General features: G+C 41.6%; 13 protein-coding genes. 7 read left to right on the top strand and 6 right to left on the bottom strand.

Translation table 11 applies throughout. The features are described from left to right. Positions 1 to 98 precede the first annotated feature (98 nt). Positions 99 to 1,433, top strand: coding sequence for an aminopeptidase C (pepC, locus tag ACLNCV_RS04795; RefSeq protein WP_261009308.1), 1,335 nt, complete (start codon positions 99 to 101; stop codon positions 1,431 to 1,433). Positions 1,434 to 1,594: 161 nt separating this feature from the next. Here the strand turns inward: pepC and ACLNCV_RS04790 are convergent, their stop codons facing one another. From ACLNCV_RS04790 to ACLNCV_RS04770, 5 genes are all read right to left on the bottom strand, one after another. Then, positions 1,595 to 2,506, bottom strand: a complete 912-nt coding sequence (locus ACLNCV_RS04790) for a PTS system mannose/fructose/sorbose family transporter subunit IID (RefSeq protein WP_000136865.1) — start codon at positions 2,504 to 2,506, stop codon at positions 1,595 to 1,597. A 23-nt stretch (positions 2,507 to 2,529) separates the two neighbouring features. Next, entirely contained in the window at positions 2,530 to 3,333 is an 804-nt protein-coding gene (locus ACLNCV_RS04785; protein WP_000022716.1) for a PTS mannose/fructose/sorbose transporter subunit IIC, read from the bottom strand. Positions 3,334 to 3,358: 25 nt separating this feature from the next. Continuing rightward, complete coding sequence (locus ACLNCV_RS04780) at positions 3,359 to 4,348, bottom strand: PTS sugar transporter subunit IIB (RefSeq protein ID WP_247953465.1); 990 nt, start codon at positions 4,346 to 4,348, stop codon at positions 3,359 to 3,361. Between the two features lie 234 nt (positions 4,349 to 4,582). Continuing rightward, a complete protein-coding gene (gene adhP / locus ACLNCV_RS04775) occupies positions 4,583 to 5,602 on the bottom strand; it encodes an alcohol dehydrogenase AdhP (RefSeq protein ID WP_000649182.1) in 1,020 nt (339 codons plus the stop codon). Positions 5,603 to 5,932: 330 nt separating this feature from the next. Then, positions 5,933 to 6,745, bottom strand: coding sequence for a Cof-type HAD-IIB family hydrolase (locus ACLNCV_RS04770; RefSeq protein WP_424844919.1), 813 nt, complete (start codon positions 6,743 to 6,745; stop codon positions 5,933 to 5,935). 189 nt (positions 6,746 to 6,934) lie between these two features. Here ACLNCV_RS04770 and ACLNCV_RS04765 point away from each other — a divergent pair, with 189 nt between their 5' ends. From ACLNCV_RS04765 to folK, 6 genes are all read left to right on the top strand, one after another. Then, positions 6,935 to 8,353 carry an NCS2 family permease gene (locus ACLNCV_RS04765; protein WP_424844918.1) on the top strand — a complete coding sequence of 473 codons (1,419 nt, stop codon included), beginning with the start codon at positions 6,935 to 6,937 and terminating at the stop codon, positions 8,351 to 8,353. Between the two features lie 104 nt (positions 8,354 to 8,457). Then, positions 8,458 to 9,165: a CPBP family intramembrane glutamic endopeptidase gene (locus ACLNCV_RS04760; protein WP_153199301.1), complete on the top strand. Its 708-nt coding sequence runs from the start codon at positions 8,458 to 8,460 to the stop codon at positions 9,163 to 9,165. 93 nt (positions 9,166 to 9,258) lie between these two features. Beyond that, the gene (gene folP, locus ACLNCV_RS04755; protein WP_261126114.1) at positions 9,259 to 10,233 is read left to right on the top strand and encodes a dihydropteroate synthase; all 975 of its coding nucleotides are present in this window, start codon (positions 9,259 to 9,261) and stop codon (positions 10,231 to 10,233) included. A gap of 1 nt (position 10,234) precedes the next feature. Beyond that, positions 10,235 to 11,545, top strand: a complete 1,311-nt coding sequence (locus ACLNCV_RS04750) for a bifunctional folylpolyglutamate synthase/dihydrofolate synthase (RefSeq protein WP_424844917.1) — start codon at positions 10,235 to 10,237, stop codon at positions 11,543 to 11,545. Further along, positions 11,538 to 12,092, top strand: a complete 555-nt coding sequence (gene folE, locus ACLNCV_RS04745; protein WP_411865275.1) for a GTP cyclohydrolase I FolE — start codon at positions 11,538 to 11,540, stop codon at positions 12,090 to 12,092. Before ACLNCV_RS04750 ends, folE begins: the two co-directional genes overlap by 8 nt. 42 nt (positions 12,093 to 12,134) lie before the next feature. Beyond that, positions 12,135 to 12,947, top strand: a complete 813-nt coding sequence (folK, locus tag ACLNCV_RS04740; RefSeq protein ID WP_424844916.1) for a 2-amino-4-hydroxy-6-hydroxymethyldihydropteridine diphosphokinase — start codon at positions 12,135 to 12,137, stop codon at positions 12,945 to 12,947. A gap of 44 nt (positions 12,948 to 12,991) precedes the next feature. On the opposite strand, the gene ACLNCV_RS04735 is transcribed toward folK, so the two are convergent. Next, positions 12,992 to 13,309, bottom strand: coding sequence for a DUF960 domain-containing protein (locus ACLNCV_RS04735; RefSeq protein WP_033681210.1), 318 nt, complete (start codon positions 13,307 to 13,309; stop codon positions 12,992 to 12,994). Positions 13,310 to 13,467 lie beyond the last annotated feature (158 nt).

Raw genomic sequence — 13,467 nt, 5'->3', positions numbered from 1 at the left:
CGAAAAAGGTGAGGAAGAATATCCTTGCCTTTTATGTTTTTCAGTTGCTTCCTTTGTGAAAAGAGTTATAATAGACTGTAGAATAAAAGGAGGAATCTATGAACGCGATTCAAGAATCATTTACTGATAAACTATTTGCCAATTATGAAGCAAATGTAAAATACCAAGCGATTGAAAATGCTGCCAGCCACAACGGAATTTTTGCAGCCCTTGAGCGTCGCCAAAGCCATGTGGACAATACACCTGTTTTCTCATTGGATTTGACCAAGGACAAGGTAACCAACCAGAAAGCGTCTGGTCGTTGCTGGATGTTTGCGGCTCTCAATACCTTCCGCCACAAGCTCATCTCACAATACAAACTGGAAAATTTTGAGTTATCACAGGCCCACACCTTCTTCTGGGACAAGTATGAGAAATCAAACTGGTTCTTGGAGCAAGTCATTGCGACTGCAGACCAAGACTTGACGAGCCGTAAGGTTAAATTCCTACTTCAAACACCACAACAAGACGGTGGCCAGTGGGATATGGTCGTTTCTCTCTTTGAGAAATACGGTGTCGTGCCCAAGTCAGTTTATCCTGAGTCTGTTTCATCTAGTAGCAGTCGTGAGCTAAATGCCATTCTCAACAAATTGCTTCGTCAAGATGCTCAAATCTTGCGTGACTTGCTTACTTCTGGTGCGGATCAAGTGACTGTTCAAGCTAAGAAAGAAGACCTCTTGCAAGAAATCTTTAACTTCCTTGCCATGTCATTAGGACTTCCACCACGTCAGTTTGACTTTGCTTATCGCGATAAAGATAATAACTACCAAAGCGAAAAGGGCATTACACCACAGGAATTTTACAAGAAATATGTCAATCTTCCTCTAGAAGATTACGTTTCTGTTATCAATGCTCCAACTGCTGACAAGCCTTACGGCAAATCTTACACAGTTGAGATGTTGGGAAATGTGGTTGGTAGCCGTGCGGTTCGTTACATCAACGTTCCAATGGAGCGCTTGAAAGAGTTGGCAATTGCTCAAATGCAAGCAGGTGAGACTGTTTGGTTTGGTTCAGATGTCGGTCAGCTCAGCAACCGTAAAGCTGGAATCCTTGCGACAGATGTTTATGACTTTGAATCAAGCATGGATATTCAACTCACTCAAGACAAGGCTGGACGTTTGGACTACAGCGAAAGTTTGATGACCCATGCTATGGTCTTGACAGGTGTTGATTTGGATGAAAATGGCAAATCAATCAAGTGGAAGGTTGAAAACTCATGGGGAGACAAGGTCGGTACAGATGGTTACTTTGTTGCCTCAGACGCTTGGATGGACGAATACACTTACCAGATTGTTGTTCGCAAAGAATTGCTGACAGCAGAAGAACAAGCTGCTTATGAAGCAGAACCAATCGTACTTGCACCGTGGGATCCAATGGGAGCCTTGGCTGAATAATACTCTTCGAAAATCAAATTCAAACCACGTCAGCTTCGCCTTGTCGTACTCAAGTACAGCCTGCGGCTAGCTTCCTAGTTTGCTCTTTGATTTTCATTGAGTATAAAAACATAGAAAAAAGGAATCAGATTTTAGAACCTGATTCCTTTTAAGTTGCTTGATTACATGATGTGAAGAACATGTGCCACAATACCCACTGCGAAGAGTGCAAGGATAATAGTGATTGGAGATACTTTTTTCTTAAGCAAGTACATGCAAAGGAAAGTAAGGAGTAGTCCTGATAGTCCAGGAATCAACATATCCAAGTTTTGTTGGAAAGTAGTAACTTTTTCAGATGTTTGAGATAATCCTTGTCCTACTTGTGCGAATGCTTCTTGGATACCTTTAGATCCTTCTGGCAATTTATCCCAATGGATATAAGCCTTTTCATCTAGTTGAACTTTGGCAACATCGAAAGCAAATTTAATATTTACCCAACGTTGAACAAGGACAGCAAGAATGAACATACCAAGGATAGAAGCACCTTTAGTGATGTCTTGGAGGATACCGCCAGACATGTCTTTAGTGATTTCTGATCCAGCCTTGTATCCAATCTCTTGTGTATACCACAAGAATGACATACGAATCAAGTTCCAAAGAACGAAGAAGAGGATTGGACCTAAGATATTACCAGTAAGGGCAAGTGAAGCACCGAGTGATCCAAGGATTGGGCGTACTGTAAACCAGAATACTGGGTCACCGATACCAGCAAGAGGCCCCATCATACCGATTTTAACCCCTTGGATAGCAGCGTCATCGATTTCAACACCGTTAGCACGTTCTTCTTCAAGTGCAAGAGTAACCCCCATGATTGGAGCGGCTACGTATGGGTGAGTGTTGAAGAACTCAAGATGGCGTTCAAGAGCAGCGATTTGATCTTCTTTCTTAGTGTAGAGTTTTTTAAGAGCTGGAATTAATGAGTAAGCCCAACCCAAGTTTTGCATACGTTCATAGTTCCAAGAACCTTGTAAGAAAGTTGAACGCCACCAAACTTTTTTACGATCTGATTTAGTTAATTGAAGTTTTTCAGTCATGATGTTTTCAGTCCTTTCTTATCTTAGTAGTCTTCTAGGATATCGCCGATTGGGTCGTTAGAAGTTGCGGCTCCTCCGCCACCATTTCCACCAGTTTTAGAAAGGTGAAGGTAGATAAGAGCGATAGCAACACCGATAGCACCAAATCCGATTAGAGTAATATCTGACACGGCAGCAAGCACGAAACCGATAGCGAAGAATGGCCATACTTCACGAGTTGCCATCATGTTGATAACCATAGCGTAACCAACGGCAACGACCATACCACCACCGATAGCCATACCATCTTTGAGCCAATCAGGCATAGCATTTAGAATGCTTTGTACTGTTTCAGTTGGTACCATTAGAAGGAGTGCTGCTGGGACTGCAATACGAAGACCTTGAAGAAGAAGTGCGACAAAGTGAGCACGTTCAACTGCTTTGAAGTCACCTTTTTTAGCAGAAGCATCAGCAGTGTGAACCAATCCGACAGAGAGTGTACGGACAATCATAGTCAAGAATAGACCAGCAACTGCAAGAGGGATAGCAACCGCTTGGGCAACACCGATACCTGTCTTAGTAAAGTCGCCACCAAGAACCATGATAATGGCAGCAGCAACAGAAGCAAGAGCAGCGTCAGGAGCTACGGCAGCTCCGATGTTAGCCCAACCAAGGGCGATCATTTGAAGAGAACCACCAAGGATAATCCCTGCTTCAAGGTTACCAGTAACAAGACCGATAAGGGTACAAGCTACGATTGGTTGATGGAATTGGAACTGGTCGAGGATACCTTCAAGACCTGCTAGGAAGGCTACAACGACTACTAAAACCATAGAAATAATAGACATCTTTAAAATCCTTTCATAAAATCGATTATTGCACGTTTGCTTTGTTGATTAAGTCAAACAAATCTTTTTTCGTGTCGTTTGGTACTTTACGTACATCAAATTCAACACCAAGGTCACGCATTTTTTCAAATGTAGCAACGTCTTCTTTATCCATAGACAAAACGTTGTTAACCATTGTTTTACCAGTTGAGTGAGCCATTGATCCAACATTAAGAGTTTTGATTGGCACGCCACCTTCGATAGCACGAAGGGCATCTTGAGGTGTTTCAAACAAGATAAGGGCATGTGTTTCTCCGAAGCGAGGGTCTTTTGCAACGTCGATTAGTTTTTGGATAGGAACAACGTTTGCTTTCACTTTACCTGGAGCTGCTTGTTTAATCAATTCTTTACGTAATTCGTCTTTAGCTACGTTATCTGAAGCAACGATGATACGGTCTGCTTTTGAATCTGGAGTCCAAGCAGTTGCAACCTGACCGTGAAGTAAACGAGTGTCTAGACGGGCAAGGTTGATTTTGAGTTTACCGTCTCCGATGACAGTTCCTTCTGGAATAGCAGCTTGGGCAACTGGAGCAGCTGCAGCGCTTGCTACTTCCTCAACTGGGTTGAGCTCTTCTGGAAGAGCCTTGATGCCATCTCTGGCTTCTTTAATGATATTAGCAGCGACTTTTTCTACACCTGCAGTAGCGTCCATCAGGCGCTCTGTGTAGGCTTGAATTAACATCGGTAAGTTAAGTCCTGTGATGATGGCAAACTTACGCTCAGGATTTTCTCCCATCACGCGGCTAGCTTGGTTAAATGGAGATCCACTCCAAAGGTCAGCCAAAACTAGAACCTCATCTTCTGCGTCAAATGCAGCAACAGCGTTATTAAACTTAGCGTATAGATCATCAGGACCTTCATTTGGCATAAAGGTTACAACTTGAACCTTTTCTTGTTCACCAAAGATCATAGATCCTGACTGATGAATACCCGCAGCAAATTCGCCGTGGCTCGCAATAATGATTCCGATACTCATTATTGTCATTCCTCCTTTTTTGTTTTAGTTTTCGTTTAAGAAAACTTTAAGACTTTTTAAGTATAAACCGTTTTCATCTAAAAATCAACTATTTATCATAAAATAATTAAAGAGATTACATCTGAAAATATTGATATATTGAGTTTTAGAGAAGTTTTTTTGAATTCTTATTTAAAAATTTAATATAAAAAAGTTGGAAGCGTATTCCAACTTTTAAAATAGGTTTCTATTAGATTAGTGGGTGAAATCGAGTACCATACGTCCTTGGATTTGACCTTTTTCCATTTCGTCGAAAATGGCTACGGCATCTTCGACTGGACGTTTTTGAACAACTGGAACTACCAAACCTTCTGCACCGAATTGGAAGGCTTCTTCCAAGTCTTTACGAGTTCCAACAAGAGAACCGATGACTTGGATTCCATCTAGAACGGTTTTTACGATACTTAGTTCCATCATTTCAGAAGGAAGACCAACAGCGACGACGCGACCACCGGCACGAACTGAGTCAACAGCCTGATTGAAGGCAACTTTAGATACAGCAGTTACGACAGCTGAATGAGCTCCACCATCAGTTTTTTCCTTGATGAGTCCAGGTACATCATCAACTTCTAGGCCGTTAATAACGATATCAGCACCGACCTCTTTTGCAAGGGCAAGTTTGTCGTTATTGATATCAACTGCGATGACATGAGCATTGAATACTTTTTTAGCGTATTGAACAGCTAGGTTACCAAGTCCACCAGCACCGTAAAGAACAACCCATTGGCCTGGTTCAACTTTTGCTTCTTTAATAGCTTTATAGGTTGTTACACCAGCACATGTGATAGAAGAGGCTTGGGCTGGATCAAGTCCGTCAGGAACTTTAACAGCATAGTCTGCAGTTACGATACATTGTTCAGCCATACCACCATCTACTGAGTAGCCAGCATTTTTCACTGTACGGCAAAGAGTTTCACGGCCAGTTGTACAGTATTCGCAAGTACCACATCCTTCAAAGAACCAAGCAACGCTGACGCGGTCACCGACTTTAAGGCTTTTAACATCTGGGGCAATTTCTTTAACGATACCAACACCTTCGTGTCCTAGGACGCGTCCTGGTACTTGACCAAAGTCACCATGGGCAACGTGGAGGTCAGTGTGGCAAACACCACAGTATTCAATCTCTACAAGTGCTTCTCCAGTTTCAAGTGGACGGAGTACTTTTTCTTCAACAGCAACACCAGTGCTTTCTGGATTTACAACAACAGCTTTCATAGCTATCCTCCTTGATATTAACTGAGAGCAGGAGAAACAGGACTGGATTGATTTTGTGTCAACAGAGTCGAGTATGACGAGCTCTCTTGTATTTATATGTGAAGTATATCACAAAAGAAAGCCTTTTCCAAGGTTTTGGAGGCAAAAAGTAGAACAATCGATTAACTGGTTGATGAGACTGTGAAAAGAGCACAAAGACCAGCTCGCAAGCTGGTCATACTCTTCGAAAATCAAATTCAAACCACGTCAGCTTCGCCTTGCCGTACTCAAGTACTGCCTACGGCTAGCTTCCTAGTTTGCTCTTTGATTTTCATTGAGTATCAGTATGGACTATAAGAATAAGTCTTGCAGGGTTTTGGCAACCCCGTCTTGGTCATTTGTCAAGGAAATTTGCTCATCTGCATAGGGGAGTAGCTCAGGATTGGCATTTTTCATTGCATAACCTTTCCCAGCAAAAGCTAGCATTTCGGTATCATTGTGTTCATCTCCAAAGGCAATCAAATCTTTTTTGTCACGGTTCATTACCTTGAGCAAGTAGTCCAAAGCAAAGGCCTTGTTGACACCTTTTGGGGTACATTCAAGGATATTGAGCGGACCTCCCCAGGTATTGATAGACAGTTGATACTGGTAGAAGGCGTTCATTTCTTTTGCCAAGGCATATTTGTCACTGGCTCTAGTCTGCAACAGAATGCAGTTAGGGTCCTTGGTTACCAACTCAGGCTGAAATTGATCTTCAGGCTGGAAAGCTTCTACACCAAATAGTTTGGGATTGGCAATTTCTTCATTAGGATTTGTAATGTAGAATTTTTTACGGTATTCTCCAGCGATAAAATCGGCTTGAATGTCCTCTGAACGTTGAACCATATCTAGCAGATATTTTTTGTCTACGGTTAAACACTTTTCAAAATCCCAAACTTGGTCTGGTAAATGAGTGAGGGAGCCGTTGAAGTTAATCATAGGAGTGTCTAAGCCTAGTTCACGGTAAAAATCTTTTGACATTCGGTAAGGGCGCCCTGTCGTAATAATAACTTGATGGCCTTTTTCAGTAACTTTTTTGATGGTTTTTTTGGTAAAGTCAGAAATTTGACTGTCTGAGTTGAGCAGGGTTCCATCCAGGTCAACTGCAATAATTTTTTTTGTCATAGGGACCTTTCTAGTGTCTTTTCAGATAAGATGTCTTCTATTATAACAGAAAGCAGGCAGAAAAGCAGATTCCAAACAAAAAATGAAATTCTATCAATTTCTTAAATAAATCAAACAAAGATATTGAAAAAGTGAATGATAAATGATATAATTCTATTATTGTTCGTAAAAATTAAAAGGAGATTAATAATGGACAAATTATTTAAACTAAAAGAGAACGGTACAGACGTTCGTACAGAGGTTCTCGCTGGTTTAACAACTTTCTTTGCAATGAGTTATATTCTCTTTGTAAACCCACAAATTCTTTCGCAAACAGGAATGCCTGCTCAAGGTGTCTTCCTAGCGACGATCATTGGTGCAGTAGCGGGTACCTTGATGATGGCCTTCTACGCTAACTTACCGTATGCCCAAGCACCAGGTATGGGACTCAATGCCTTCTTTACCTTTACAGTTGTATTTGGACTCGGTTATTCTTGGCAAGAAGCCCTAGCTATGGTCTTCATCTGTGGGGTTATCTCATTGATTATTACCTTGACAAATGTTCGTAAAATGATCATTGAATCGATTCCAAATGCCCTTCGCTCAGCTATTTCAGCTGGTATCGGTGTTTTCCTTGCCTACGTGGGAATTAAGAATGCTGGACTTTTGAAATTTACGATTGATCCAGGCAACTATACTGTTGTAGGAGAAGGGGCTGACAAAGCTCAAGCAACGATTGCAGCAAACTCTTCAGCAGTTCCAGGATTGGTCAGCTTTAATAATCCAGCTGTTTTGGTGGCTCTTGCAGGACTTGCCATTACTATCTTCTTTGTTATTAAAGGGATTAAAGGGGGAATTATCCTCTCTATCTTGACAACAACTGTTCTTGCTATTGCAGTTGGTTTGGTAGATTTGTCTAGTATCGATTTTGCTAATAACCATGTTGGTGCAGCCTTTGAAGACTTGAAGACAGTCTTTGGTGCAGCTCTTGGTTCAGAAGGTTTGGGAGCTTTGATTTCAGATACAGCTCGCTTGCCTGAAACTCTGATGGCTATTCTTGCCTTCTCGTTGACAGATATTTTTGACACAATTGGTACCTTGATCGGTACAGGTGAAAAAGTTGGTATCGTAGCGACAAATGGTGAAAACCACCAATCAGCTAAGTTGGATAAGGCTCTTTACTCTGACTTGATTGGTACTTCAATTGGTGCCATCGCTGGTACTTCGAACGTAACGACTTATGTTGAGTCTGCTGCTGGTATCGGTGCAGGTGGACGTACTGGTTTGACAGCCTTGGTCGTGGCAATCTGTTTTGCTATCTCAAGCTTCTTTAGCCCACTTCTAGCGATTGTACCAACAGCCGCTACAGCTCCAATCTTGATTATCGTTGGAATTATGATGTTGGCTAGCTTGAAAAATATCCATTGGGATGATATGGCTGAAGCGGTTCCTGCCTTCTTCACATCTATCTTTATGGGATTCAGCTACTCTATCACTCAAGGGATTGCAGTTGGTTTATTGACTTACACCTTGACTAAGCTTGTCAAAGGTCAAGCTAAAGATGTTCATGTCATGATTTGGATTTTGGATGCCTTGTTTATCCTTAACTACATCAGCATGGCCTTATAATAGGATTACCCAGGGGGATTTTCCCCCTTTTTGAATACAAAGGAGATTGTGATTAGCTCGCAAATATATTCAATGATGTTTATTAAGACTAAGGAGGAAAAATCATGAAGGAGAAGAGTATGTGGAAAGAGATAGTGAACAGGGGCAAATGGGTAATTATTTTTTTAGTAGCCCTTCTTTTTTCTCAGCTTCCTTTGGCTTTGTCCTATTTTCTAACAAGTAGACGATTTCCATTGTTGCAATCAGGACTATTAGTAGGGGCCTTATCTCTTGTGGTTTTAACTGTATTTATAATAGGTGCTAGGAAAACACAGTTGGCTAGTTTTGGTTTATCGTTTTTCAAGGCTAAGGATTTGGCTAGATTGGCCTTAAGCTATCTAGTGATTCTTGCCTTTAATATTCTTGGTGTGGTCTTACTGCATTTGATGAATGAAACAACAACCGGCAATCAATCAAATATTAATGATTTGGTCCAGAATAGTTCCTTAATTTCCAGTTTTTTCTTACTGGTTCTAATAGCTCCTATTTGTGAGGAGATTTTATGTCGAGGAGTGATTCCTAAAAAACTCTTTCGTGGTAAAGAAAATGTGGGTTATATAGTCGGTGCTATTATCTTTGCCTTGCTTCATTTACCGACAAATCTACCTTCTCTTCTTATCTATGGAGGAATGTCAACTGTGCTAACTTGGACAGTTTATAAAACCCAACGTTTGGAAATGTCTATCTTACTTCACATGGTTGTTAATGGAGTTTTTTTCTGTTTGTTGGCTCTCGTGGTGATTTTGAGTCGGACATTAGGGATCTCTGTTTAAGATTTTTGACAATTGCTTACTTGTTTCTACTGGGAAAAAGATGAATGCAATCGTGTCCATCTTTTTCTTTTTATGGTAAAATAGAGAAATAATATGGTGAAAAGCCTTGAGGGAGTGACCGATATGTCAAGTAAAGCCAATCATGCAAAGACAGCTATTTGCGGAATTATCAATGTAACCCCAGATTCCTTTTCGGATGGTGGTCAATTTTTTGCTCTTGAGCAGGCACTTCAGCAGGCTCGTAAATTGATAGCAGAAGGAGCCAGCATGCTCGATATCGGTGGAGAATCAACTCGGCCGGGAAGTAGCTATGTTGAGATAGAAGAGGAAATCCAGCGTGTTGTTCCAGTGATTAAAGCGATTCGCAAGGAAAGTGATGTCCTTATTTCTATCGATACTTGGAAGAGCCAGGTGGCAGAGGCCGCTTTGGCTGCTGGTGCTAATCTAGTTAATGATATCACTGGTCTCATGGGTGATGAAAAAATGGCTCATGTGGTAGCTGAAGCGAGAGCGAAAGTAGTCATTATGTTTAATCCAGTTATGGCACGACCTCAGCACCCTAGCTCGCTCATCTTTCCTCATTTTGGCTTTGGTCAAGCTTTTACAGAGGAAGAGTTAGCTGACTATGAAAAATTACCAATTGAAGACTTGATGGAGGCTTTCTTTGTACGAGCACTAGCGAGAGCAGAGGAAGCTGGGATTGCTCAAGAAAACATCCTGCTGGATCCAGGAATTGGCTTTGGTCTTACCAAGAAAGAAAATCTGCTTCTTTTACGGGATCTGGATAAACTACATCAGAAGGGCTATCCAATCTTTCTTGGAGTGTCGCGCAAGCGATTTGTCATCAATATCCTTGAAGAAAATGGTTTTGAAGTCAATCCTGAGACAGAACTTGGTTTCCTTAATCGGGACACGGCCTCTGCTCATGTAACCAGTATCGCTGCGAGACAGGGGGTAGAAGTGGTACGAGTGCATGACGTAGTTAGTCACAAGATGGCGGTTGAAATTGCCTCCGCCATTCGTCTGGCTGATGAAGCGGAAAATTTAGATTTAAAACAATACAAATAAGATGAAAGAAATCGAAAACAATCAGTGGATTGCTAATTATCGGACGGATCAACCGCATTTTGGCTTGGAACGAATGGTGGAACTGTTAGCGTTGCGTGGTAATCCCCATCTCAAACTCAAGGTCATCCATATCGGAGGGACCAATGGCAAGGGTTCGACCATTGCTTTTTTGAAAAATATGCTAGAAAAGCTAGGCCTGAGAGTTGGTGTTTTCAGCTCGCCCTATCTCATTCATTATACAGACCAGATTAGCATCAATGGGGAATCCATTCCCAAGGCTAGGCTAGAAGACCTCATGGCAGACTATCAGTCTTTGCTGGAGGGAGAAGCGGCCGCTAATTTACAGGGCACAACCGAGTTTGAGATTATCACAGCCATAGCCTATGACTACTTTGCCTCAGAGCAAGTAGATGTGGCTATCATGGAAGTGGGCATGGGTGGACTTTTGGATAGTACCAATGTCTGCCAGCCAATTTTAACAGGCATCACAACCATTGGACTGGACCATGTAGCCCTACTTGGTGACACCTTGGAAGCCATAGCAGAGCAGAAAGCTGGTATTATCAAACAAGGTATTCCCTTGGTAACAGGTCGTATCGCTCCAGAAGCTTTGGTTGTCATTGACGCTATTGCGGAAGATAAAAATGCGCCGAGACTTGCCTATGGGAAAGATTATCAAGTCAGCCATCAAAAGAGTGTGGTTACAGGCAAAGTCTTTGACTATACAAGTGTTGTCAGACAAGGTCGCTTCCAGACTGGCCTGCTTGGTTTGCACCAGATAGAGAATGCTGGGATGGCCATAGCTTTACTTGATACTTTTTGTCAAGAAGATGGTCGAGAACTAGCAAGCAATCATTTGCTTGCTCAAGCTCTGGAAGAAACAAGGTGGCCAGGACGTTTGGAAATCGTGTCAAGAGATCCCTTGATGATTTTGGATGGAGCCCACAATCCCCATGCTATCAAGGCTTTATTAGCAACCTTGCAAGAACGCTTTGCGGATTATCGTAAGGAAATCCTCTTTACTTGCATCAGAACCAAGGCCTTGGAGGATATGTTGGATTTGTTGGAGCAAATCCCAGATACCGAGCTTACTCTGACACATTTTGACGATAGTCGGGCGACTGATGAAAGCGTGCTGAAAGAGGTAGCTAAGTCTAGAAATCTCAGCTACCAAGATTGGCAGGATTTTCTAGAGCAGAAATTGACAGATAAAAAAGAAGAGAAAAAAACAGTTAGGATTGTCACAGGTTCCTTGTATTTCTTGAGCCAAGTGAGAGCCTATCTGATGGAGAGGAAAAAAGAGAATGGATAAACAAAAGATTGAAGCAGCTGTAAAAATGATTATCGAGGCTGTAGGAGAGGACGTTAATCGCGAAGGCTTGCAGGAAACACCTGCTCGTGTCGCTCGTATGTACCAAGAGATTTTTTCAGGTCTTGGTCAAACAGCAGAGGAACATTTGTCAAAATCCTTTGAGATTATCGACGATAATATGGTGGTAGAAAAGGATATCTTTTTCCATACCATGTGTGAACACCACTTTCTACCATTTTATGGGAGAGCGCATATTGCCTACATTCCAGATGGTCGTGTGGCAGGTTTATCTAAGCTAGCCCGTACGGTTGAAGTTTATTCTAAAAAACCACAAATTCAAGAACGATTGAATATCGAAGTAGCCGATGCCTTGATGGAGTATCTAGGTGCTAAAGGAGCCTTTGTTGTCATTGAGGCGGAGCATATGTGTATGAGTATGCGTGGTGTCAGAAAACCAGGAACTGCAACCTTGACGACAGTAGCTAGAGGTCTATTTGAAACAGATAAGGATCTTCGAGACCAAGCTTATCGTTTAATGGGACTATAAAAAGAATCCGCTTGAAGCGGATTTTTCTAGAAAGGAATCATTATGGATCAACTACAGATTAAGGATTTGGAAATTTTTGCCTATCATGGTCTTTTTCCTAGTGAGAAAGAATTGGGGCAGAAGTTTGTTATTTCCGCAATCCTATCCTATGATATGACCAAGGCGGCGACAGATTTGGATTTAACGGCTTCTGTCCATTATGGAGAACTGTGTCAGCAGTGGACGACATGGTTTCAGGAAGCGAGTGAGGACTTGATTGAAACGGTGGCCTACAAACTGGTAGAACGTACCTTTGAAACTTATCCTCTTGTCCAAGAAATTAAGTTGGAACTGAAGAAACCTTGGGCACCGGTGCATTTGTCACTAGATACTTGCTCAGTAACCATTCATCGCCGTAAGCAACGAGCCTTTATCGCCCTAGGAAGTAATATGGGAGATAAGCAAGACAATTTGGAACAAGCCATTGAAAAAATGAGAGCTCGTGGCATCCATATTCTCAAAGAGTCCAGTGTCTTGACGACGGAGCCTTGGGGGGGTGTGGAGCAAGATAGCTTTGCTAATCAAGTGGTTGAGGTGGAAACCTGGCTGCCAGCACCAGTCTTGTTAGAGACCTTGTTAGCTATTGAGTCAGAGATGGGACGGGTGAGAGAAGTGCATTGGGGACCTCGTTTGATTGATTTGGACTTGCTCTTTGTGGAGGACCAGATCCTTTATACAGACAACCTCATCTTGCCACATCCTTATATAGAAGAACGCCTTTTTGTTCTTGAATCTCTTCAAGAAATTGCGCCTCATTTTATCCATCCTACATTAAAGCAACCTGTCCGCAACTTGTATGATGCTTTGAAAAAATAGAAAAACTCTAGTTTTCAGTCGTTTGTAACTGAAGGCTAGAGTTTTTAAAATAGGTCATTTTCTTCTGGGAGGAGGATAGTTTCTCTACCATCCATATCTAAAACCAGTACTCTTGGTGGATAAAGAGGATCAAAAGGATGGTTAAAGTCAAAATCAATGGCTGTGGGGAGGTGTTGACTTGAAAAATGGAAGGTAATTTTTCCATGGTTATTGAGCAATTGAAACTCGAGTTCTTCTTCCAATTCAAAGACATTTTTTAAGAAGTGATCAATAATATACCAAAAAGAGTCAATGACATCATCAGGTAAGCTGGTAACAATGCCAAAACTAGCAGACCGCATGTGGGTATTGGTAAAAGCCATATTTCTGCCCCCTTTCTTTTTCCTTATCATACAGCAAATAGGATTAAAAATCAAGAAAAGGTGATTTTTTCTTCTTCAACATAGCATACTATGAAATTTTTTTCAAACAATCTTCAAAAAATGCTTGAAAGTGTTTACAATTAGTGATAAAATGGAAT

The organism is Streptococcus sp. CL5.50 (genome assembly GCF_049738015.1).
Lineage (GTDB): Bacteria > Bacillota > Bacilli > Lactobacillales > Streptococcaceae > Streptococcus > Streptococcus mitis_CA.
This window is presented reverse-complemented; position numbering and strand designations above follow the sequence as displayed.